Origin of the sequence: Alkaliphilus serpentinus (assembly GCF_009017255.1) — a bacterium.
GTDB classification, from domain to species: Bacteria; Bacillota; Clostridia; order Peptostreptococcales; family Natronincolaceae; genus Alkaliphilus_D; species Alkaliphilus_D serpentinus.
In genome coordinates this window covers 26765-47002 of record NZ_WBZB01000010.1, presented here as the reverse complement: position 1 = coordinate 47002, position 20238 = coordinate 26765, and the positions used below count along the sequence as shown (strand labels likewise).

Below are 20238 nucleotides of genomic sequence, written 5' to 3'. Positions count from 1 at the left end.
AGGGGGATTAATGAACTATTATTCAGCACCTATAGCAAAACTAATTGATGAATTTACCAAACTACCCGGCATAGGTAGAAAGACAGCTCAAAGATTGGCATTTTATGTGATAAGCTTAACCAATGAGGATGCTTATCAACTGGCGACAGCCATAACCGTTGCAAAAGAAAGCATAAAGTATTGTAGTATCTGCACCAATCTGACGGATGCTGATCAATGTAATATTTGCACAGACAGGACAAGAAGTGATGAGGTTATTTGTGTAGTAGAAGACCCACGTGATGTAATTGCTATGGAAAAAACGAAAGAATATAAAGGTTTATATCATGTGCTACATGGTGCAATTTCACCCTTAGATGGAATTGGTCCTGAGGAAATTAAGATTAAAGAATTGCTAGGCAGAGTGGGAGAAACTACTGTTAAAGAAGTTATTTTAGCAACGAATCCCAATATAGAAGGAGAAGCCACGGCTATGTATATTGCTAGACTTCTCAAGCCCTTAGGTATTAAGGTTACAAGAATAGCCCATGGTATTCCCGTTGGTGGAGATCTTGAATATGCAGACGAAGTTACCCTTGCAAAGGCTTTAGAGGGCAGAAGAGAAGTTTAGTAACAAATTAGTTTTTTTGAAAAAAACCAATTATTGTACGAACATTTATATATAAAAGATTACATAAAACATACTGGTAAAGGATTGATACAACCTTATTAGTATGTTTTTTTATGCTACAGCTTTAATCTAAATTTGAAGAGTAACCTATTAAATAAGATGAAATAAAAGTAAAGATATAGAATTATTATAGAGAATAAAAAATTGTTTCCATAATAATACATTTAAACAGCTAAAGTTAAATCTATAAGGGTATTTTAGTATAGTAATTCGTTAACATTATCTTTCAGTTATTAATCAGTCTTTATAGGATTCTAGAAAATCATTTATATATTGACAAGAGAAGAAAGGAGGAATAATATAATTATATACACATATACCCATACGAGAATATGATTGCGAAGGAAAATAAGAGTAAAGGAAGTGTAAGAATGAGGGCACTTATAAATATTTTTAAAGTTTTAGCTGATGAAACTCGTCTGAGAATTCTAGTGCTTCTATATCAAAAGAAACTTTGTGTATGCCAATTGCAAGGAGTAATGAAAGAAAGTCAGCCTAAAATTTCAAAGCATTTAGCAAAGCTTAGAAATATGGGCTTTGTTAAAGATGAACGAGATGAAAAATTCATATTTTACTATCTAAATAAAGAAAATAAAATGCTGGTTTCAATTTTAGAAAATATCACAAGAAATACTGAAGACTATCCAACACTAAAAGAGGATTTACTAAGGATAAGCTATACTGACGATTATATTAAAGAGAAGATGAAGGAGCTTAAAGATTTAAAAAAGGATGATTAGGGGGACTTACAATGAATTATATCAATCAAATCTTTAGTATTCTAAATGATCAATTATTAAAGATGACATGGCTATATGATCTTGTTAAACTATTGGTTGAAAAAATATTTAAATTAGATTATGGGAGTAGACTAGGAGGAAGTGTTCATTTCTTTATTTATGATACAATAAAGATTTTTTTACTTCTTTCGATACTTATTTTTGCAATATCCTATATACAAAGTTACTTTCCACCAGAAAGAACTAGGAAAATACTTGGTAGAATTAAAGGAATAAAAGGAAACCTTTTAGGAGCTTTGCTTGGTACTATTACACCATTTTGTAGCTGCTCTAGTATTCCAATTTTTATAGGTTTTACTTCAGCAGGGTTACCAATAGGAGTTACATTTTCATTTTTAATTTCATCTCCTATGGTGGATTTAGCATCATTCTTGTTATTGATGTCATTCTTTGGAATAAGGATTGCTACAGTCTATGTTGTTGTGGGATTAATCCTAGCAGTTATAGGAGGAACCTTAATTGATAAACTCAAGCTTGAAAAATATGTAGAAGGATATGTTAAAGAAATACAAGTTGCTGATGTAGAAATTCAGGAAATGAGTCGTAAAGAAAGAATCTCTTATTCAAAGGGGCAAGTTACAGAAATTATTAAAAGGGTTTGGTTATATATTCTGATAGGAGTTGGGATAGGTGCCATCATTCATAACTGGATACCTGAATCAGTGATTCAAAATGTAATTGGAGAAAATAATCCCTTTTCAGTTTTACTTGCTACCTTAGTGGGAATACCTATGTATGCAGATATATTTGGAACATTGCCAATTGCAGAGGCTTTATTTTCTAAAGGTGTAGGAATCGGAACAATACTATCCTTTATGATGGCTGTGACGGCATTATCATTGCCTTCTATGATTATGTTAAGTAAAGTTATGAAGAAAAAATTATTAGGGGTCTTTGTTGCAATCGTAACTATTGGCATACTAATTATCGGATATCTCTTTAATGCTCTTTCCTATTTAATTCTTTAACAAATAGGAATTATACATGAATTAGAACTTAAAAAAGGCTATGTCCATATAAAACACAATAAGTTAATATTGCTGTGAATAAAACCTGAATAGCTACTAAAAGCTAACTATTTCAAGATTTTATTCTGTATAGAGTAAAGGATTATGCAAGTAATATTTTCGATTCTAATATTCTATATAGGAGGTTACAAAATGAGGGTACAAAAAATGGATCACCCAAATGAGGGAATTAAGTGTGTGGTTAATACCTGTCATTATTATATGCAAGGTGATCACTGTGCAGCTGAAAGAATAGAAGTTCAGCCTAGAAATGCCCACGACACACAAGAAACTGACTGTGCAACCTTTATGCTTCAAGGCAAATAGAGAAGTTTAATAAAAAGTAGAGGGGATGTTGTCTGTAGTGGGTCCCTTCTATTTTTTTATGGATCTAGATAAAAAAAAGATTTATTTAATAATACGATTATTGATAATTGTTATGGAATGGGCATCAAATTCTACTAGCCCATCTTTTCTCATTTTGTTGAGCTCTCGTGATAAGGACGTTCTTTGAATTCCTAACCTTTCTGCTAGTTCTTTTTTTGAAATTCCTAGGTTTATCTTATAGCTATTTTGAATATTATGCTGATATTTTAAGTAATCTATGATTGAGTTTCGAATACTTTTTAAGGAGACTTCTTTGATTTTATTGGTTAACATGGTTGTTTTATCTGAAATAGAGGATAGATATTTTGTAAGAAAGATTTTGCTTTCTTGACACAGTTCAAGTATTAAGATTTTTTGAAGATGGAGAATTTCTACATCTGTTTTAGCTATTATTGACATAGGGTAATAGGGATGATTGGAAAATAAAAGGTTACCTCCAATGATATCTCCTGAATGAAAATCAACAATTGTTAAAACATTCCCCTTTTCATCAATACGCTGGATAATGATTTCACCCTTCAATAAAATATCTAAAGATATGCATTTTTCTCCTTCAAAATAGATCATAGTGTTCTTTTTGTACTTAGAAAAGGAGGTTTTGGATTTTAAGAGTTTAGTAATTTCCATTGGAGAAAAATCCTTAAAAAGATCTGTAGCCATAATTAAAGAAACAATTGAGTTATCCATTAGAATCTCCTTTTAAATTTAGTTACCATGGTAACTGTACTAATCATGAATCTATTATAATATATAATTAAAATAATAATAAGGAGGTTTTGTCATGATACAGGAAAATTATAAATATTCAGTTACGAATGAAAAGATCATAGAAAGGATAATTGACGATCATAATATTCATCTTAACCATATGGTTTTAACAAAGGGGACCAGCTTACCTGAACATTTTTCCAATTCAAATGTGTATATGATAGTAATTAGAGGCACCATGTCATTAAAGCTCAATCAAGAGGACACTCAGCTTTATGTTGTTGGAGATATTATTAATATACCCTTTAATACCAAGATGAATGTTAATAATAATCATGAAGATATATTAGAATTCTTTGTAATAAAAGCCCCAAATCCTAAGGATTATAAGGCTTAACGATATTAGAGATAATAGAGAGTAAGTTTATATTTAAGTTTTAATTGAAGGTTTTCGTGCTGCTGTAATAATAAAAAATCCCCTAATCAAGAAAAGGTTTAGAAGAGCTTACATACTTTTAAACCTTTTTTCTATTATAACATTAGTTTATTTCCCGGGAAATAAACTTAAGAATTAGATACATAACAAGTAAAGGGTGATTTCTACAATAAAAATTTACAATACATTCATCCTGCTATAACAACATAAATATATAATAGCAATATAATATATAGCAAACAGGAGAAAGGAAGGTGAATCCCTTAAATTTGGGGACCTTATGACCAAAACCTTTGTACTTGATACAAGTGTTTTACTGCATGATCCTAAAAGTATCTATTCCTTTGGTGACGACAATGTAGTAATACCAGCAGTGGTGATCGAGGAAATCGACAAAAAAAAGAATCTTCAAGATATAATTGGAAGAAATGCAAGGGAGGTTGCAAGAGAGTTAGATAAACTAAAACATCAAGGAGGCTTGAGCAATGGCATAAGTTTAAAGGGGAGGGGTTCCTTACGGGTTGAGTTAAATCATAGAAGTTTAGAAACTCTATCAGAGTATTTTAATGAAATAAATAATGACAATAGAATTCTAGCTGTAGCACTCAATCTGCAACTCAAAAACAATAGTAATAAAAAAAGTATTGATGTAGTTTTGGTAAGTAAAGATGTAATTATGAGAATTAAGGCTGATTCACTGAATATTTCGAGTCAGGATTATATACAGGATAGGAATGATGCCATAAGTTTTGGATATGAAGGATATAAGGATATATTAGTACCTTCAGATATAATAGATCAGTTTTATCAGGATAAGATTCTGCCTATAGACGCTTTTAAAGTGTATTTAGATAGTGCCACCATCTATCCTAATGAGTTCCTCCATTTAAAAGATCTCTGTGGAACCTCTAAATCCGCCATTGGTAAAGTAGATATTAAGGTTACTAAAATCGAAGTCCTACACTATGGAGAAGAGGTTTATTGGGGTATAAAAGGAAAAAACTTAGAGCAAAGAATGGCTTTAGAAGCATTAATGGATGATAAGATTAGATTAGTGACCCTTACGGGTAGGGCAGGAACTGGAAAGACCCTTCTATCTTTGGTTGCAGGATTATATAAAACCAATGATAAAAAGCTTTATAATAAACTCATTATCACAAAACCAATAATCCCTGTTGGTAGAGATATAGGATATCTTCCAGGAGATAAAAATGAAAAGCTTCGCTATTGGGTTCAACCTATATATGATAATTTGGAATTTATTTTAGGAACAAAAACCATTAATAAGTTAGAAGACACCCTTGTTGGAATGAATAGAATTGAGATAGAAGCTTTAACATATATTAGAGGTAGAAGCATTCCCAATCAATTTATGATTATAGATGAGGCCCAAAATCTTACAAGGCATGAAGTGAAGACCATAGTAACTCGAGTAGGGGAGGGAACTAAGATTATATTAATGGGGGACACTGAACAGATAGACCATCCATATCTGGATGCAATATGTAATGGACTTACTTATACCATAGATAAGTTTAAAGAACAAGAAATATCAGCCCACATAAACTTTAAGAAGGTTGAAAGATCTTCCCTTGCTCAACTTGCAGCAGAGCTTTTATAACATTCAAATAAGAAGTATTATTTCAAAGTTATGGGTATATAACTTGAAAATAATGGATATCCTACTAAACAATAAATCCTTTTAAGGGGGTATTCCATAATGAAGGAAAGGGAGCTTACAACAAAGAAGAATAAGTTTATGATGAACTTTAATAATATCCTAGGTGCTCTTCACCATAAAGTAAATCATCTGATGGAAGAAGAAGTTGATGAGAATCAAGCCTTTGTTGATATTATTAGGATAGCCCATGACGAATGGAAAAGTGCAGAGGTCTTCTTTGAAAATGTTACAGAACCAGACTTAATAGACCATGCAATCTATAAGATGGAGGCAGCAAAAAGTAGATACATTTATCTATTAAAGAAGGCTAAAGAAGAGGGAATTAAAGTAAATCTTAGTTAGATACTAGACCTAAAAGCAAAAGAATAGGGATAAAATCCGATAAACTAGAATATAAAATAGGAGTAGGTCAAACTACTCCTATTTTGTTTAATTGGAGGGGATATTGTGAACATAGGTATGGAACTAGGGATTATACTTGCTTATGCCCTTGGACTAATTGCGCTATATATTATTGTATGGGTTTTAGCAACACCCTTAAAATTTATTGGTAAAATAGTAGTAAAGGCAGCTATTGGAGTGATCATTCTTTTTATAACAAACTTTATTGGCAACTTCATAGGCGTTTCTGTTACGATAAATCCTTTGACAGCTACCATTGTTGGGATATTAGGAATACCAGGAGTTGTTCTGATGGTGGCAATTAATAAGCTTTAATATATCTGAGCCTGTTGAAAAAGGATAATTTTTTTATTGCTTCAGAAACCCAGCACTCTTGGTAACTTAGAAGCAAGATGAAAGAGGCTAGAAATGAGAAAAAGTCTTCTTTCCAGCCTCCAACTTCTAACCTCCAACCACTAAAACTGTATACATTGCAACCGTTGGAGTTCTTAACAAATAGAAGACTTTTAAAGAAACTAAACCTACTGCTACAATCTTAAGGAAGCAGGGCATTTAATGAAGATGGGTTGGAAGAATAGTTTTTAGCACCTTAGATCGATTAAATCGGTCTTTTTCTGTTTAAAGATATAGGAAAAGGAGTATAAGAAATCAACAAGGTATATTATAATAGACGAGAAGGATTTATAACGAGAGAAGGTGATTTTAGTGAAAATTGGATTAAGAACCATTAAAACTGGTATAGCAGTTGGTATAACTATGATGGTATCAAGACTTCTAGGCATTGATGAACCTTTTTTCGCCATGGTTGCAGCCTTAATTGCTATACAGCCTACGGTTTCAGATTCTTGGCAAGCTGGCATAAACAGAATGCTGGGAACATTTATAGGAGCCATAGTAGGGGTAATATTTATTGTAATCACACCCAAAAATTTTCTAATGGCTTCCCTGGGCTTAATCATTTTAATACACATTATGAATCGATTGAAATGGAATGAGTCTATAAACATTGCCAGTGTTGTGTTTATTGCAGTATTCTTAAACTATAGAGATGGGTATACTTCCTATGCATTGAATAGACTATTTGATACCTTTATTGGAATCAGTATAGCCTTAATAGTGAATTATCTAATTTATCCACCAACCTATGATAAAAAGTTAATGGAAGAAACAAATCACGTATTAAAGGATATATGGGGAAATGTAGTAGAGTGTTTTAATCTTCTATTAAGGGAGGAAAAAACATTAGATACCCTTCAACGCAATACATCAGAAATAGAGGCAGAAATTGATCGGGTAGAGAATCTCTTTAAGCTACACGCTAAGGAAGGAAAAATGAAAATCTATGATAACAGTGAATTTAAAGAGATGGAGGTTAGGGTCAAACTAAGCAAAGAAATCTATCTACACTTTCAGAACCTATTGGGAGTGATGGAAAAGGATATAAAGGGAGAGGTTGTTAATTTCATTATTGAAGATTTAAGGGAAATTAGAAGTCTCTTATTAAAGGATACCCATGATGGCGGTAAAGGAGCAGAGGATAATCTTCACACTGCAGTTGATTTAATTAGGCAGGCAAAAAGAAGATTCAAATATAATCCCGATGTTAATAAATTTCCCTCCGATGAGGTAATTAAACTACTGGTTGTGATCTATAATCTAGAAGAAATTCTTTCAAAGATCAACTTTATTAAAGATCTATAAATGCTGTTGATGCTATGGGTTAATCCCATTAATTAGAGCCTCTGTGTAATTATCATTGAAGGAAAGGATAATTCGTTATAGAATACTACTTATGAGTCTATATTTTTGATATAATACTTGTATTAATATAAATAGTGTTTTAGAAAAGAGGGGTAGTATGGGGGAAATAGAAAAAAGACAAATTGATATAGGGAAGAATATTAAAATGATAGAGTTTTTAAAATGTGAGCTTTTAAATAGCATCGCCTCATTGTTTGAACTACTTGTAAAGGGTTTTAAAGAAGGACAGGAAGCGATTGTTGAAGTATTAGCCAATATTATTTTAGTTACCTATTCCCTAGGTAAAAGGCTTGGAATCGACTATCATACTGTTGATAAAAAGGTACAGGAAAAGGCCAAGCTACATATGCTAGAGGAGCATCATCTAGAAAAGTGGTATGGAGACCTTTCTAGCATAAGTCAATATCTTAAAAATCGAGGAAAACAATAGGAGTGAATGCAATTGAATTTGGAAAATAATAAAAGAGCTCTAATTGAATCGGCTCTTATAGCTATGATCTCAGCATTTTTTGCAATCAGCGTTATCTATATACCGGTATTATCAATACTGATTTTTTTTCTACCAGTGCCTTTTATTATTCTATCTGCCAGGCGGGGAACAAAGTACACGATTCTTTCCCTTTTAATATCAAGTTTAGCCATTGGATTATTGACGGAGCTCATACTTACAGGATTTATATTGATTATGTTTGGACCAGTGGCCCTTGTTATAGGGTATTGTATTAGAACGAAAAAGGAACCCTTTACGGCCATATCAATAGCTTCTGCTCTTTGGGTGGTAACAACCTTTTTAATCATACAGCTGATAGCCATAATCGGTGGCATAAACTTTATGGAAATCATAGCCGATAGTTTCAAGGAAGTTCAGCTGCAAATGGAAGAAATCCTATCTATGGAATATAGTAAAGCCACTATTAAAGCTGCAATTGATAACCTAATTATGTTAATTCCAAGCTTTCTAATATTACAATCGGTTATGGGAGCCTTTGCAAACTATTACTTGGCAATTTCAGTTTTAAAGAAGATTCGTTATGATTATGATAAACTACCAGAGTTCAGTAAATTTAGATTGCCTGGCAACATATTATTAGGCTCATTTATCATATTTGTTCTTAGCTATTTAACAAGATTCATAGAGGGTATTCATTTTAATGCATTATTAAATAATGTAATTGTAATTTTTATTTTTGTTTTCTATTTACAAGGTATAGCCACCATCAGTTATATGCTGAAGAGAATAAAGACACCAAAGGCTTTAAGGATTTTCTTAATTATTCTAATTGTAGTTTTTAGCCCATTAACAGCCTATATTATTGCTCCATTAGGGTTAATTGATGCTGCATTTGACATTAGAAAGCTGAGAAGCATCAAGAAACAATAATAACCTGGAGGTAGTAACATGAAAATTAGTAGGTTTTTTAAGCTTTTTACCCCAGATACTAGAATATACCTTATCATAATATCGGTATTTATAGTGATTGTATCCTTTTATAATCATATAATCGGGATAATAGGTGTTTTTCTTTTAGCCTATTTAATTTACTATAATTTAAAAACCACAAATATTCGTAGGGAAGAATGGACTCGTTATATTGAAGGCCTTTCATCCGACATAGATTCAGCAACAAAACAAGCCATCCTAAATCTACCTATACCCCTTACAATAGTAGAGTTCGATGGCACTATAACCTGGTACAATTCGAAGTTTGTGGAAATTGTAGGTAAAAAAGAGCTACTAGAGAAGGACATACAAGATATTATTGAAAGTTTTGAATTAAAGGATGTATTACAAAATAAAAAAGAAAATATTAAAGAAATTCATATAAATGGCAGATATTTTACTGTGTTATATAATATTATCAAGCTTTCAAAGCAACATGCCTCAAAGTATATTATCATGTTATACTGGGTGGAGATAACAGATTTATTACTGTTAAAAAGAAAATATCATAATGAAAAGTCTGTTGTAGCCCTTATACAGGTAGATAACTTTGATGAAGTTATGCAAAGTACTGAGGAAGCAGTCCGACCACTGGTAATAGCTGAAATAGATAGACGTATAAATCTATGGGCCAATAAACTAAATGGCTTTATTAGAAAATACTATAATGATAAATTTATTGTTGTATTCGAAAATCAGCAGTTACCAAAGCTAGAGGCTAAAAGGTTTGAAATTTTAGATGAGATACGAGAGATAAACATAGGAAATAAGCTGCCTATAACCTTAAGTATTGGAGTAGGCATTGGAGGCGAAACTCCTAAACAAGTATGCGATTTCGCCAACACAGCGAAGGATTTAGCCCTTGGTAGAGGCGGAGATCAAGCAGCAATCAAGAATAATGAAAAAATAAGCTTTTATGGTGGAAAAACAAAGGCTGTAGAAAAAAGAACAAAGGTGAAGGCTAGGGTTATTGCCCATGCCTTAAAGCAGCTTATAGAGCAAGCCGATAATATATTTGTAATGGGACATAAGAATGCTGATTTGGATGCCCTGGGCTCTGCAATAGGAATATACAGAGCTGCCATGAACTTAGATAAAGAAGCCTTCATTATTCTAAATGAAGGAAATCCTTCAATTGAAGTCCTCCTAGATAGGATGATGGAGAAGGATTACTTTAGAAGCTCTGTGATCTCCTGTGAAGAAGCAAAGGGACGGATTGGTGAAAATAGCCTTATTGTAGTTGTAGATACCCATAGGCCAAGCTTTACTGAGTGCCCAGAAATCCTAAATCTTACCCAGAATATTGTAGTAATAGATCACCATAGACGTGGAACAGAGTTTATTGAAAATACAGTGCTAAGTTATCATGAAACCTTCGTATCCTCAACCAGTGAGATGGTTACAGAAATTCTTTTCTACATGGAGGATAAGGTTAATATAGAACAAATGGAAGCAGAAGCATTATTGGCGGGTATATCTGTAGATACTAAAAACTTTACCTTTAAAACGGGTGTAAGAACCTTTGAAGCAGCTTCTCTCCTTAGAAGGGCGGGAGCAGATACAACTTCTGTTCGTCAGCTTTTTCAGGATGAACTATCTACGATTATTGCAAAGGTAGAAGTTTTAAGGACAGCAAGGATATTAAAGGATAAAGTGGCTATTTCAACCTGTAGTCAGGTTAAAAATATACAGCTGGTTGCTGCTCAATCGGCTGATGAACTATTAAATATCCGTGGAGTGATATCTTCATTTGTCCTTGGGATGAAGGAGGATGGAAGAATCTTCATCAGTGGACGATCCATGGGGGATGTAAATGTTCAGGTTATTCTTGAAAAGCTTGGAGGAGGGGGGCATCTAACTGTGGCAGGGGCCCAATTAGAAGGATATACCCTTGAGGAAGCTTTAGAGCAGCTAGAGGAAATCATACTAGAATACTTAGAGGAAGGTGAAGAAAAATGAAGGTAATTTTATTACAGGATGTTAAAGGTCAAGGAAAAAAAGGCGATGTGGTTAATGCCAGTGATGGGTATGCAAGAAATTTTCTTTTACCCAAGGGATTAGCTGTTGAAGCCAGTACAGGAAATATGAAAACATTAGATCAACAAAAAAAAGCAGAGGCTCAAAAGAAGGAAAAGGAACTAGAAAATGCTAAGGAGCTTGCTGAAAAAATAGAGAAACTCTCAGTAGAAATAAAAGCAAAGGCTGGAGAGGGAGGCAGGTTATTTGGATCTGTAACAACAAAGGAGATAACCGAAGTTCTTGAAAAGACCCATAAGATAAAGATAGATAAAAGAAAAATGCTTTTAAACGAGCCTATTAGAGAACTGGGTGCAAAAATTATTGAGATTAAGCTACACCCTAAGGTGGTAGGGAAATTAAAGGTAAATGTAACAGAAGAATAAGAAGGAAGGGTTGGAGCTAATTCCAGCCCTTAATTAGAAGTAGGAGGATTTTATGGAAGGGATGAATGTTTTTAGTAAAATACCACCCCATAGTATAGAAGCTGAACAATCGGTTTTAGGTTCAATGCTATTGGATAGAGAAGCCATTTTAACAGCCCTGGAGGTGTTAAAGCCTGAGGACTTTTATAAGGAAGCCCATAGGGAGATTTGCCTTGCAATTCTTAATCTATTCAACAGAAATGAACCCGTGGATCTTGTTACCCTTACTGAAGAATTAAAAAGCAAAGGGATTCTAGAGGCTATTGGTGGAATACCCTATATCAGTAGCTTAACATCGGTAGTACCTATAACATCAAATGTTAAGTATTATGCAGAAATTGTTGAAAAAAAAGCAACCCTAAGAAACCTCATTAGAACATCCGAAGAAATTATACAGCTAGGTTATAGCACAGAGGTTGAGGTTCAGGAGGCTATAGAACAAGCTCAAAAAAACATTTATGATTTATCTCAAAATAGATTTAGAGAAGGTTTTACACCAATCAATGAACTTCTTTCTAAAACCTTTGACCAAATTGAAAACCTTTATGAAAATAAGAAGGGAATAACAGGAATGACCACAGGCTTCTTAGATTTAGATACTAAATTAAGTGGACTGCATCCTACAGATTTAATCCTGGTAGCTGCAAGGCCAGCTATGGGAAAGTCAGCCTTCTCCTTAAATTTAGCTCAAAATGCTGCCATAAAAGCCGGAGCATCAGTTGCAATATTCAGTTTAGAAATGTCGAAGGAACAGTTGATGCTGAGGGTCCTTGCATCAGAGTCTATGGTGGAATTAAGTAAAATACAGACAGGAAATTTAAACGAAGAAGAATGGGGAAAGATCGCCCAAGCCATGATTCCTCTTTCTAGAGCTGAAATATATTTTGATGATACGCCAGGAATAACCGTAATGGAGATGCGATCCAAGTGTCGTCGATTAAAGATGGAAAAGGGATTAGACTTAGTATTGGTGGATTATCTGCAGCTAATGCAGGGAGATAGACGAACAGAAAATAGACAACAGGAAATATCCGCTATTTCGAGAAACTTAAAAATCATGGCTAAAGAGCTGGAATGTCCTGTTATAGCACTTTCACAGTTATCTAGAGCTCCAGAGCTAAGGGCTGATCATAGGCCAATCCTATCAGATCTTAGAGAATCAGGAGCTATTGAGCAGGATGCTGATTTAGTTATGTTTCTCTATAGAGATGAATACTACCATCCAGATGGAGACAAGAAGAACTTAGCAGAGGTAATCGTTGCAAAGCATCGTCATGGTGAAACCGGAACAACAGAACTGTTGTGGCTGGGGCAATACCAGAAATTTTTAGATTATGAAAAATATAGGGAATAAGAACCCTTTAGCAATGCGTAACGAAATCTTTTTATAATGATAAACCAACAATGAATAATAGCTAATTAAAAAACAAAATTTAGTATATGTAGAGTATAAGAGCATTCTTTTAAAATGCTATTAAGTATGAATACTTTAGTCACAGTCAATATAGTGGAGGGCAAGATGGTAATCGCACAGGGAGAGATTTCCTATATCATAAAGCTTCAACGTAACCATGTGGATGAAATGGATAACTGGGGAATTCATAATGATCCATTATTTTTGGCGTATAATTTTCCCAAAATGGATATTCTTCAAAAGCATTATTGGTTTTACAGAAAGAATTATACCTTTTCAAGAAAGTGCTTTGTAGCATTTAATAATCAAAATAAGCTTGTGGGATATATTGCATTAAGGGATATCAGAATGATCAGAAGAAGTGCTGAAATGGGTATCGTATTTGATCCTAATTATCTAGATAAAGGCTACGGGACGGATGCATTAAAAGCCTTTATACCCTATTATTTTGAAACAATGAAAATGAAAAAACTGATTCTACGAGTTGCAGAATTTAATCATAGGGCCAGAAAATGCTATTTAAATTGCGGCTTTAAAGTAGAAAAACTAGAATACAATCCATTTGAAGATCAGAGTGTGGAAGTATTTAAAGATAAAAGCATAGAATATTTCCGAGATTACTTTAAAATTGAAAAAGGTGTTTTACAATGTAGGTTTATTCATATGTTAATAACTAAAGAAGGTTATGAAAAACAAAAGAATATTTATCCACATTATCCACCGAACACCTGTGCATAGTTCTTTAGTCCGTGTGGATAATAGGATATTAAGGAAAATAATACACAACCATAATTGAGTAATTTCAACAAACTGAAGGCATATAAAAATATAAAAAGTTGGGAATACTAGGACTAATGTTATAGTTCAACTTGTGGATAAGCTTTTTATGGATAACATTGATATTTACTATAATTAATGGTAATATAATAAGTATATTCAAAGGTTAGGAGGTTACAAATATGGCCAATAAGATTACAGCAGAGATGACCATAATGGATGTTTTAAAAATGGATAGAGAAGCAGCAGGAATATTCATGAAGTATGGTTTACATTGCCTTGGCTGACCTGGTGCAACAATGGAGAGCATCGGCGATGCTGGTAGAGTACACGGAATAGATGTTACTAAGCTAATAGAAGATTTGAATAAGCATTTTGAAGGATAAACATCCAAAAAAAGTAGAGAAGGCTCGTTAAGAGCCTTCTCTTTTTTAACGCTTTTAACGTTTTGTTCACGTTTTTGCATTTATTTTGTAAAAAGTATTGACTTATGTCGAAGTATCTCTTATTATATATAAATGTGAGCAATAACTAGACCCATTAGCTCAGTCGGTAGAGCACCTGACTTTTAATCAGGGTGTCCCGCGTTCGAGTCGCGGATGGGTCACCATTGGCCCCTTGGTCAAGCGGTTAAGACACCGCCCTTTCACGGCGGTAACAGGGGTTCGATTCCCCTAGGGGTCACCAAATATAAAAAATCCTTCCTTACATAGGGAAGGATTTTTTTATTATGTTTGCCAGCGAAGATCTTTACCATAAAACTCTAAAACTTTATAGTTAGAAAAAATTCTAGAGGCTATACGATCATCATAGCGCTTACCAAAATCCATAGGCTGAAGGTTGGTTGAGATGATGGTTTTACTTTTTGACATTAATCTACTATTAATAATGTTAAATAGCTCACTATTGGTAAAGGAATTTGTAATTTCAGTACCTAAGTCATCTACAATTAATAAATCGCAGCTAAACAATAAGTCATATTTATCTTTATCCTGCTTATTATGGAAACGGACATTTTCGATTATTTCAAATATCTTAAAGGCTGTTTGATAAACCACCAGCTTCCCCTTATCCAATAGAGCCTTTGCGATACAGTTTGCTAAAAAGCTTTTACCAAGTCCTGTGTCACCAAAGAATAACAAATTATCTTTATCCTCATTCTTTCTATCAAAGTTTATGGTATAGCCCTCACAGACTTGTAGTATATCCATCATGTTTTCTCTAGGGGTTAAAGGATATTCCATAAAGGGGTTATTTGAAAATAGCTCTATGTCAAAGGTTTTAAAATTTTCTTTATTTAATATTCCCTCTAGGTTAGACATAGAGTAAGCGCTGTTAATCAGTTGTTGCTTAAAACAGCTACACCTTTTGCCTCCTCCAACAAAACCAGTGTCTTTACAATAGCTACAAGAATACTCATCCTCTAGGTACTGAATAGGAATGTTGTTTTCGGTTAAAAGAAAGGCTTTTTCTTGTTTTAAGGACTCCAATTGGACCTTAAGCTTGTTTACCAGTATTTCTGGAGACTCTGTTTTAACCAATATAGCCCTTGTAATAGATACTCCAATCCTTTGGATTTCATCATCTATTTCTTTAATTCTGGGAATCCTATTATAAATCTCTTGAATCCTTTTGATCTTTCGAGTTTTTGATTTACTTCTTTTATCTTCGTAATCCCTCAATATCCTTTTAATTACTTGATCCATCATCAACTACACCCCAATCTATGAATTATTTCTTTGTTTTCTAAGTAGTAAAGACTTTAATTCTTCAGGTGTATATTCATCAAAACGACTTTTTGACAGATGAAATTTTGTCTTAACTGAACTACTCTGGTTTACTTGATTACTTGTAGCTTTTGCTTCCTTCTTATCTAATACATCAATATCCTCAAGTCTTTTTACACCCTTCTTATGCCAGTCAGTTAGGATACCATTTATATAATTAATACTTGGCTTGGTAGTTTTACTTGTACTTTCACAGGCCTTTAGGATTACCTCCAAAGAGTATCCATAATCGTCAACCCATTTATCCATAATTCTCATATCTGCCTCAGCTGGCTCCCTAGAGCTAAAACCAAGGGCTTTATAAACCCTTTCATACACTCCATAACGCTCCCCCTGCTTTAATAAATACTCCTCCAGAAGCTCAACAGTGGTAATGGCCATATCATACCAGTTTCTCAAAACTCCTCCAACATAATTTATACTAGTGATATTCTTATTGTGCTTGCAATAGCTAAAGGCCTTAACAATTAATGGTGGATCAATATTATAATCTGAGAACCATTTAATGATTTTTCTTTTATCATTTGGCACTAAAGACCTTGCTATTATTTTGTTAATATCCGTAAACATTTCTCTTATTAACGGGTTTTGATTAGCCTCTACTAAGTCCTTAGTAGAGGGGCTATAGTCATCTGAAGTATTGGCTGTTTCGTCTACAGTAATATGTTTAAAATTATTGTCAATATAAAGCTGCTTTAAATTGATAAACTCTATACTATAATCCTCTTCTGATTCTAATTCAGAATGCTTCTTTACAATTCCCTTGCCTTCCCAAAAATCCCAAGCTCTATGTACATCTTCAAGGGAAATCATTAGACTTTTGGCAAGGGTAGAATTGCATAGCTTTAGGCTATTATCTAACTCACAAGCATATTTATACGCCATAAGATAGACTTTTACATAGGTACCATTGGCCATGGGCATATAAACATCTATAAAGATGTTTTCAATAGGGGTATCTCCTAAATCTATTGATGACGTACCTTTAATAAAACCCATATAAATCACTCCAAAATTTTTCTTCATTTTTTATTATATCATGAAGTCCTTTTTAACGATATGGGGCTATAGGAAATTCCTTAAGAATAAAAATGGAATAAAACCAGGAATAAGAAATAATAATTAATTGAGGTAAAGGAATTAATTTTAGCATATATATTATAAGATTGGATAGCTTTATTTATATGGAATTAGAGGAGGTTTATAATGAAGCTAAAAAGAAAGCTCTTTTCAATGGGTATCGTAATTAGCACATTATTATTTAGCATCATTTTTCACAGCATCTTTTTAGGGCCATCAGATGAGGGCGTTTTTAATACTGCATTCAATAATAGTCTACCAGTTAGTTATGATATTAGTATATCTCTAGACGATGAGGAGATGATTTTAAAGGGTAGCCAGAAAGTTGTTATAAGTAGCAATATTGAGAAGGATTTACCCCACATATATTTTCATTTGTATTGCAATACCTTTAAAAATAAAGCTACGGCCCCCTTTGAAAAGGATGAAATTAACAGAGCCTATCCCAATGGATTTGATTCTGGTTGGATAAAGATATTGGACGTTAGGGAGAATAAAAGATCCATAGATTATAAGATTATGGGAGAAACAGAAAATCTCCTTAGAGCTACCTTTAGTAAGCCCATAAGGAATGGAGAAGAGACGGAGATCAATATAGATTTCATCATTAAGATCCCCAATGCCATTGGACGTTTTGGCTATGGTGAGGATACGATAAATATAACCAACTGGTATCCCATTCTTTCTGTTTATGATAATAGGGGCTGGAATTTGGATCCTTATTATCCGATAGGAGACCCTTTTTATAGTGACATTGCCAATTATAATCTTGAAATTGAAATACCAAAGGAATATACATTAGTAACTACAGGGGATATCCTATCAAAAAAGTCCAAAAGGAATAAGAATTTCTATAATGTAAAGGCAAACAATGTTCGGGATTTTGCAATTATATTAAGTAAAAACTTCTCCATAAAAGAGGTGGCACGAGACGATACAATGGTTAAGTCCTTTACCATAAATGGTAGTAAGGAAAAGGAAGCCATAGAAATCAGTGCAGAAGCTTTGTCGATATTTAATAGGTTATTTGGCAAATACCCTTATAATCAATTGTCGGTGGTAGCAACAGATTTTTTTCTTGGAGGAATGGAATATCCAAACTTAGTGATGATTAGTAAAGATTTATATAAAATGGAAGAAAACTTTCCCCTTGAATATGTAATCGCCCATGAAATTGCTCATCAGTGGTGGTATGGAATTGTGGGAAATAATGAAGTTAGGGAGCCTTGGTTAGATGAGGCCCTTACTGAATACTCAACCCTATTATATTTTGAGGAGAGGTATGGAGACCACATCAAAGAGCAAATATATGAAAAAATTGTTGAGGTTCAATATGAAAGCTATATTATGTTAAAACCCGATAGGGGGGAGGGTATACTAAGGAGCTTAAGGGAATTTGAAAGCAACTTAGAATATAGCAGCATAGTATACAGCAGGGGGGCTATGTTTATAGAAGCTTTACGGAAGGAGATGGGAGATGAAGGCTTTTTTGATGGTTTAAAAGAATATTATAATACCTATAAATTTAAAAATGTAACCACCCTAGATTTTTATCGAATAATGCAGAACAATTCAAAACATAATCTAAAAGATTTATTTGAGGAATGGTTGGAGATAAGCTTTGAATAAAAAGGATTGATTTGGTAAAAAATATTCTTGATCAAAAGCATTTCCGTGACACAACTCACCTCTCCTTACTTTAATAAGGGGGAGGGGCCCCTTAAAAACCCCCATTTAATAGGTAACAAATAGAATTTTCCTATTAAATGAAAAAGAACACTAGTTTGGGCTTGCTAGCAATAAAAAGTGTAGTATATAATAGAGTAGTAAATATTACAAAATGATTACAAATAAAAACCAAAATTAGGCAAAAGGTACTACATTACATAAAAGTTCTTACTCAAACTATGGAAAAGCCTATTTTGAGAGGGGAAATTATATGAAGGATAGGGTTATGGTCTTTAAACAGAAGGCTAATAAGTGGGGAAAAGTTTTAATTAGCCGACACAGGACTATATACACAGCTGGCTTAAATAAAATTAGGGGCATAGAGTTCTTCTCTTCTTTTAAGAATGATCGAAAAAAGCAAATACTGGGCTTCACTTCCATTGCCTTGTTGGTAGGGATGATTGGTGCTGTCTTTATGATGATTTCAACCCTTGATGACTCCCTTGCAGCCTTTGAGGTTGTAGTAGACCAAGAGGTTTTGGCTATAGTGAGGGATGAAGCGGATTTCCAAAAAGCACTGGAGGCTGCAGAAGAGCAGATCCAGGTCTATGATGTTGATATCCCCTTTGTTGAAAAAATTCAATTTAATGAAGTAGATGCCGATGATGAAATGCTAACCAACCATGATTCAATTGTTCGAAATATTCTTATGAAGGTAGACATTAAGGTTAGTGCAGTTGCATTACTTGTGGATGGTAAGGAGTTGCTAAGACTACCAGATATGGAGACCGCTAATAAATTGTTGGATACCATAAAGGAGCCTTATCATGTTGAAGGAAATAACCAAGTTAGTATTCAGTACAAAGAAAAAGTAGAATTAAGAGAAATTGTTGGAGCAGCAGGTTCGGTTAGGACCCTTGAAAGTGCTCTAAATTATATTCTTATTGGTACAGATGAAGAAAAAATTCATGAGGTACAAAAGGGCGAAAGTGCCTGGGGAATAGCTAAAAAGTATGAGATAAGCGTTGAAGATATAGCAAAGGCAAACCCTGACATTAATCCTGACAGGTTACAAATTGGCCAAGAAATTAGCTTAATCGTTCCAAAACCTTATATATCAGTAGTTACAAGAGAGTATGCTGAGTTGGTTGAAGGAGTTCCCTTTGAAACAAACTATGAGGATAATGAAACCCTTTATGAGGGGGATAGCAAAATCCTAGTTCAAGGTGTTGAGGGTATACGAGAGGTTAAAGCCTATATTATCAAGGAAAATGGCGTTGAGGTAGGTAGAGATGTTTTAGAGGAAGAAATTCTTTCAGATCCCAAAACCAGGGTTATTGCAAAGGGGACAAAGCCCAGGCCTAAAACTATGGCCACTGGTATCTTCTCAAACCCTACTAGGGGTAGGCTAACCTCAGGCTTTGGAATGAGATGGGGAGTAAGACATCAAGGTATAGATGTTGCTGCACCAACAGGCACTAGTATTACTGCAGCTGACGGTGGATTAGTTACATTCTCTGGTAGAAATGGTGGATATGGTAATTTAGTAATTATTGATCATGAGAATGGATACCAAACCTATTATGCCCATAACAATTCCCTACTGGTTAAGAAGGGTGAAAGGGTGTATAAGGGACAGAAAATTGCAACGGTTGGAAGTACAGGAAACAGCACTGGGCCCCATGTACATTTCGAGGTAAGGAAAAATGGCGTACCAGTTAATCCATTGAGATTTGTAAGCTACTAAAAGAATAACTTAAAGAATTAAAGCGTAACCT

Annotated in this window: 21 protein-coding genes and 2 tRNA genes; 20 read left to right on the top strand and 3 right to left on the bottom strand. The window is 33.7% G+C overall.

What is annotated here, in order from left to right; all coding sequences use genetic code 11:
- Positions 1 to 10: 10 nt before the first annotated feature.
- The 4 genes from recR to F8153_RS02800 all read left to right on the top strand — a co-directional run bounded on the left by recR (position 11) and on the right by F8153_RS02800 (position 2804).
- Complete coding sequence (recR, locus tag F8153_RS02815; protein ID WP_151864839.1) at positions 11 to 610, top strand: recombination mediator RecR; 600 nt, start codon at positions 11 to 13, stop codon at positions 608 to 610.
- Between the two features lie 392 nt (positions 611 to 1002).
- Positions 1003 to 1410 (top strand): ArsR/SmtB family transcription factor, encoded by a 408-nt coding sequence (locus tag F8153_RS02810; RefSeq protein WP_243136878.1) that lies wholly within the window; start codon positions 1003 to 1005, stop codon positions 1408 to 1410.
- Between the two features lie 11 nt (positions 1411 to 1421).
- Positions 1422 to 2438: a permease gene (locus tag F8153_RS02805; protein WP_151864837.1), complete on the top strand. Its 1017-nt coding sequence runs from the start codon at positions 1422 to 1424 to the stop codon at positions 2436 to 2438.
- Between the two features lie 192 nt (positions 2439 to 2630).
- Positions 2631 to 2804: a DUF1540 domain-containing protein gene (locus F8153_RS02800; RefSeq protein WP_151864836.1), complete on the top strand. Its 174-nt coding sequence runs from the start codon at positions 2631 to 2633 to the stop codon at positions 2802 to 2804.
- An 81-nt stretch (positions 2805 to 2885) separates the two neighbouring features.
- On the opposite strand, the gene F8153_RS02795 is transcribed toward F8153_RS02800, so the two are convergent.
- Positions 2886 to 3551 carry a Crp/Fnr family transcriptional regulator gene (locus tag F8153_RS02795; protein ID WP_151864835.1) on the bottom strand — a complete coding sequence of 222 codons (666 nt, stop codon included), beginning with the start codon at positions 3549 to 3551 and terminating at the stop codon, positions 2886 to 2888.
- Between the two features lie 94 nt (positions 3552 to 3645).
- Between F8153_RS02795 and F8153_RS02790 the strand changes: the two genes are divergently transcribed.
- The 14 genes from F8153_RS02790 to F8153_RS02725 all read left to right on the top strand — a co-directional run bounded on the left by F8153_RS02790 (position 3646) and on the right by F8153_RS02725 (position 14612).
- On the top strand, positions 3646 to 3969 hold the full coding sequence (locus tag F8153_RS02790; protein WP_151864834.1) for a cupin domain-containing protein: 324 nt from the start codon (positions 3646 to 3648) through the stop codon (positions 3967 to 3969).
- 319 nt (positions 3970 to 4288) lie between these two features.
- Complete coding sequence (locus F8153_RS02785) at positions 4289 to 5629, top strand: PhoH family protein (RefSeq protein ID WP_151864833.1); 1341 nt, start codon at positions 4289 to 4291, stop codon at positions 5627 to 5629.
- 99 nt (positions 5630 to 5728) lie between these two features.
- A complete protein-coding gene (locus F8153_RS02780; RefSeq protein ID WP_243136877.1) occupies positions 5729 to 6031 on the top strand; it encodes a DUF2508 family protein in 303 nt (100 codons plus the stop codon).
- A gap of 105 nt (positions 6032 to 6136) precedes the next feature.
- The gene (locus tag F8153_RS02775) at positions 6137 to 6406 is read left to right on the top strand and encodes a pro-sigmaK processing inhibitor BofA family protein (protein WP_243136876.1); all 270 of its coding nucleotides are present in this window, start codon (positions 6137 to 6139) and stop codon (positions 6404 to 6406) included.
- 390 nt (positions 6407 to 6796) lie between these two features.
- Positions 6797 to 7792, top strand: a complete 996-nt coding sequence (locus F8153_RS02770; protein WP_192929621.1) for an FUSC family protein — start codon at positions 6797 to 6799, stop codon at positions 7790 to 7792.
- Positions 7793 to 7949: 157 nt separating this feature from the next.
- Positions 7950 to 8282, top strand: a complete 333-nt coding sequence (locus F8153_RS02765) for a MazG-like family protein (RefSeq protein ID WP_151864831.1) — start codon at positions 7950 to 7952, stop codon at positions 8280 to 8282.
- 12 nt (positions 8283 to 8294) lie between these two features.
- Positions 8295 to 9233, top strand: a complete 939-nt coding sequence (locus F8153_RS02760; RefSeq protein WP_192929620.1) for a YybS family protein — start codon at positions 8295 to 8297, stop codon at positions 9231 to 9233.
- Positions 9234 to 9251: 18 nt separating this feature from the next.
- Entirely contained in the window at positions 9252 to 11252 is a 2001-nt protein-coding gene (locus F8153_RS02755; RefSeq protein ID WP_151864829.1) for a DHH family phosphoesterase, read from the top strand.
- Positions 11249 to 11695 carry a 50S ribosomal protein L9 gene (gene rplI / locus F8153_RS02750; RefSeq protein WP_151864828.1) on the top strand — a complete coding sequence of 149 codons (447 nt, stop codon included), beginning with the start codon at positions 11249 to 11251 and terminating at the stop codon, positions 11693 to 11695. Before F8153_RS02755 ends, rplI begins: the two co-directional genes overlap by 4 nt.
- A gap of 61 nt (positions 11696 to 11756) precedes the next feature.
- A complete protein-coding gene (dnaB, locus tag F8153_RS02745; protein ID WP_192929623.1) occupies positions 11757 to 13088 on the top strand; it encodes a replicative DNA helicase in 1332 nt (443 codons plus the stop codon).
- Positions 13089 to 13253: 165 nt separating this feature from the next.
- Entirely contained in the window at positions 13254 to 13886 is a 633-nt protein-coding gene (locus F8153_RS02740) for a GNAT family N-acetyltransferase (RefSeq protein WP_151864826.1), read from the top strand.
- A 221-nt stretch (positions 13887 to 14107) separates the two neighbouring features.
- Positions 14108 to 14212, top strand: a complete 105-nt coding sequence (locus F8153_RS16630; RefSeq protein WP_330577591.1) for a DUF1858 domain-containing protein — start codon at positions 14108 to 14110, stop codon at positions 14210 to 14212.
- A gap of 247 nt (positions 14213 to 14459) precedes the next feature.
- Positions 14460 to 14535: transfer RNA gene (locus F8153_RS02730), tRNA-Lys, on the top strand.
- A gap of 2 nt (positions 14536 to 14537) precedes the next feature.
- Positions 14538 to 14612, top strand: a tRNA-Glu gene (locus F8153_RS02725).
- Positions 14613 to 14653: 41 nt separating this feature from the next.
- Here F8153_RS02725 and F8153_RS02720 read toward each other — a convergent pair.
- Together F8153_RS02720 and F8153_RS02715 are read right to left on the bottom strand one after the other, a co-directional pair.
- Positions 14654 to 15634: an ATP-binding protein gene (locus tag F8153_RS02720; RefSeq protein ID WP_151864824.1), complete on the bottom strand. Its 981-nt coding sequence runs from the start codon at positions 15632 to 15634 to the stop codon at positions 14654 to 14656.
- Between the two features lie 15 nt (positions 15635 to 15649).
- A complete protein-coding gene (locus tag F8153_RS02715) occupies positions 15650 to 16738 on the bottom strand; it encodes a DnaD domain-containing protein (protein ID WP_243136875.1) in 1089 nt (362 codons plus the stop codon).
- A 180-nt stretch (positions 16739 to 16918) separates the two neighbouring features.
- On the opposite strand from F8153_RS02715, the gene F8153_RS02710 reads away from it, so the two are divergent.
- Both F8153_RS02710 and F8153_RS02705 read left to right on the top strand, forming a co-directional pair.
- Positions 16919 to 18421: a M1 family metallopeptidase gene (locus F8153_RS02710; protein ID WP_151864822.1), complete on the top strand. Its 1503-nt coding sequence runs from the start codon at positions 16919 to 16921 to the stop codon at positions 18419 to 18421.
- Positions 18422 to 18731: 310 nt separating this feature from the next.
- On the top strand, positions 18732 to 20207 hold the full coding sequence (locus F8153_RS02705) for a M23 family metallopeptidase (RefSeq protein ID WP_151864821.1): 1476 nt from the start codon (positions 18732 to 18734) through the stop codon (positions 20205 to 20207).
- Positions 20208 to 20238 lie beyond the last annotated feature (31 nt).

Coding starts and splice junctions, on each gene's coding strand:
- recR (WP_151864839.1), top strand. CDS start 11: ATGAACTATTATTCAGCACCTATAGCAAAACTAATTGATGAATTTACC.
- F8153_RS02810 (WP_243136878.1), top strand. CDS start 1,003: ATGATTGCGAAGGAAAATAAGAGTAAAGGAAGTGTAAGAATGAGGGCA.
- F8153_RS02805 (WP_151864837.1), top strand. CDS start 1,422: ATGAATTATATCAATCAAATCTTTAGTATTCTAAATGATCAATTATTA.
- F8153_RS02800 (WP_151864836.1), top strand. CDS start 2,631: ATGAGGGTACAAAAAATGGATCACCCAAATGAGGGAATTAAGTGTGTG.
- F8153_RS02795 (WP_151864835.1), bottom strand. CDS start 3,551: ATGGATAACTCAATTGTTTCTTTAATTATGGCTACAGATCTTTTTAAG.
- F8153_RS02790 (WP_151864834.1), top strand. CDS start 3,646: ATGATACAGGAAAATTATAAATATTCAGTTACGAATGAAAAGATCATA.
- F8153_RS02785 (WP_151864833.1), top strand. CDS start 4,289: ATGACCAAAACCTTTGTACTTGATACAAGTGTTTTACTGCATGATCCT.
- F8153_RS02780 (WP_243136877.1), top strand. CDS start 5,729: ATGAAGGAAAGGGAGCTTACAACAAAGAAGAATAAGTTTATGATGAAC.
- F8153_RS02765 (WP_151864831.1), top strand. CDS start 7,950: ATGGGGGAAATAGAAAAAAGACAAATTGATATAGGGAAGAATATTAAA.
- F8153_RS02755 (WP_151864829.1), top strand. CDS start 9,252: ATGAAAATTAGTAGGTTTTTTAAGCTTTTTACCCCAGATACTAGAATA.
- rplI (WP_151864828.1), top strand. CDS start 11,249: ATGAAGGTAATTTTATTACAGGATGTTAAAGGTCAAGGAAAAAAAGGC.
- dnaB (WP_192929623.1), top strand. CDS start 11,757: ATGAATGTTTTTAGTAAAATACCACCCCATAGTATAGAAGCTGAACAA.
- F8153_RS02740 (WP_151864826.1), top strand. CDS start 13,254: ATGGTAATCGCACAGGGAGAGATTTCCTATATCATAAAGCTTCAACGT.
- F8153_RS16630 (WP_330577591.1), top strand. CDS start 14,108: ATGGCCAATAAGATTACAGCAGAGATGACCATAATGGATGTTTTAAAA.
- F8153_RS02720 (WP_151864824.1), bottom strand. CDS start 15,634: ATGATGGATCAAGTAATTAAAAGGATATTGAGGGATTACGAAGATAAA.
- F8153_RS02715 (WP_243136875.1), bottom strand. CDS start 16,738: ATGAAGAAAAATTTTGGAGTGATTTATATGGGTTTTATTAAAGGTACG.
- F8153_RS02710 (WP_151864822.1), top strand. CDS start 16,919: ATGAAGCTAAAAAGAAAGCTCTTTTCAATGGGTATCGTAATTAGCACA.
- F8153_RS02705 (WP_151864821.1), top strand. CDS start 18,732: ATGAAGGATAGGGTTATGGTCTTTAAACAGAAGGCTAATAAGTGGGGA.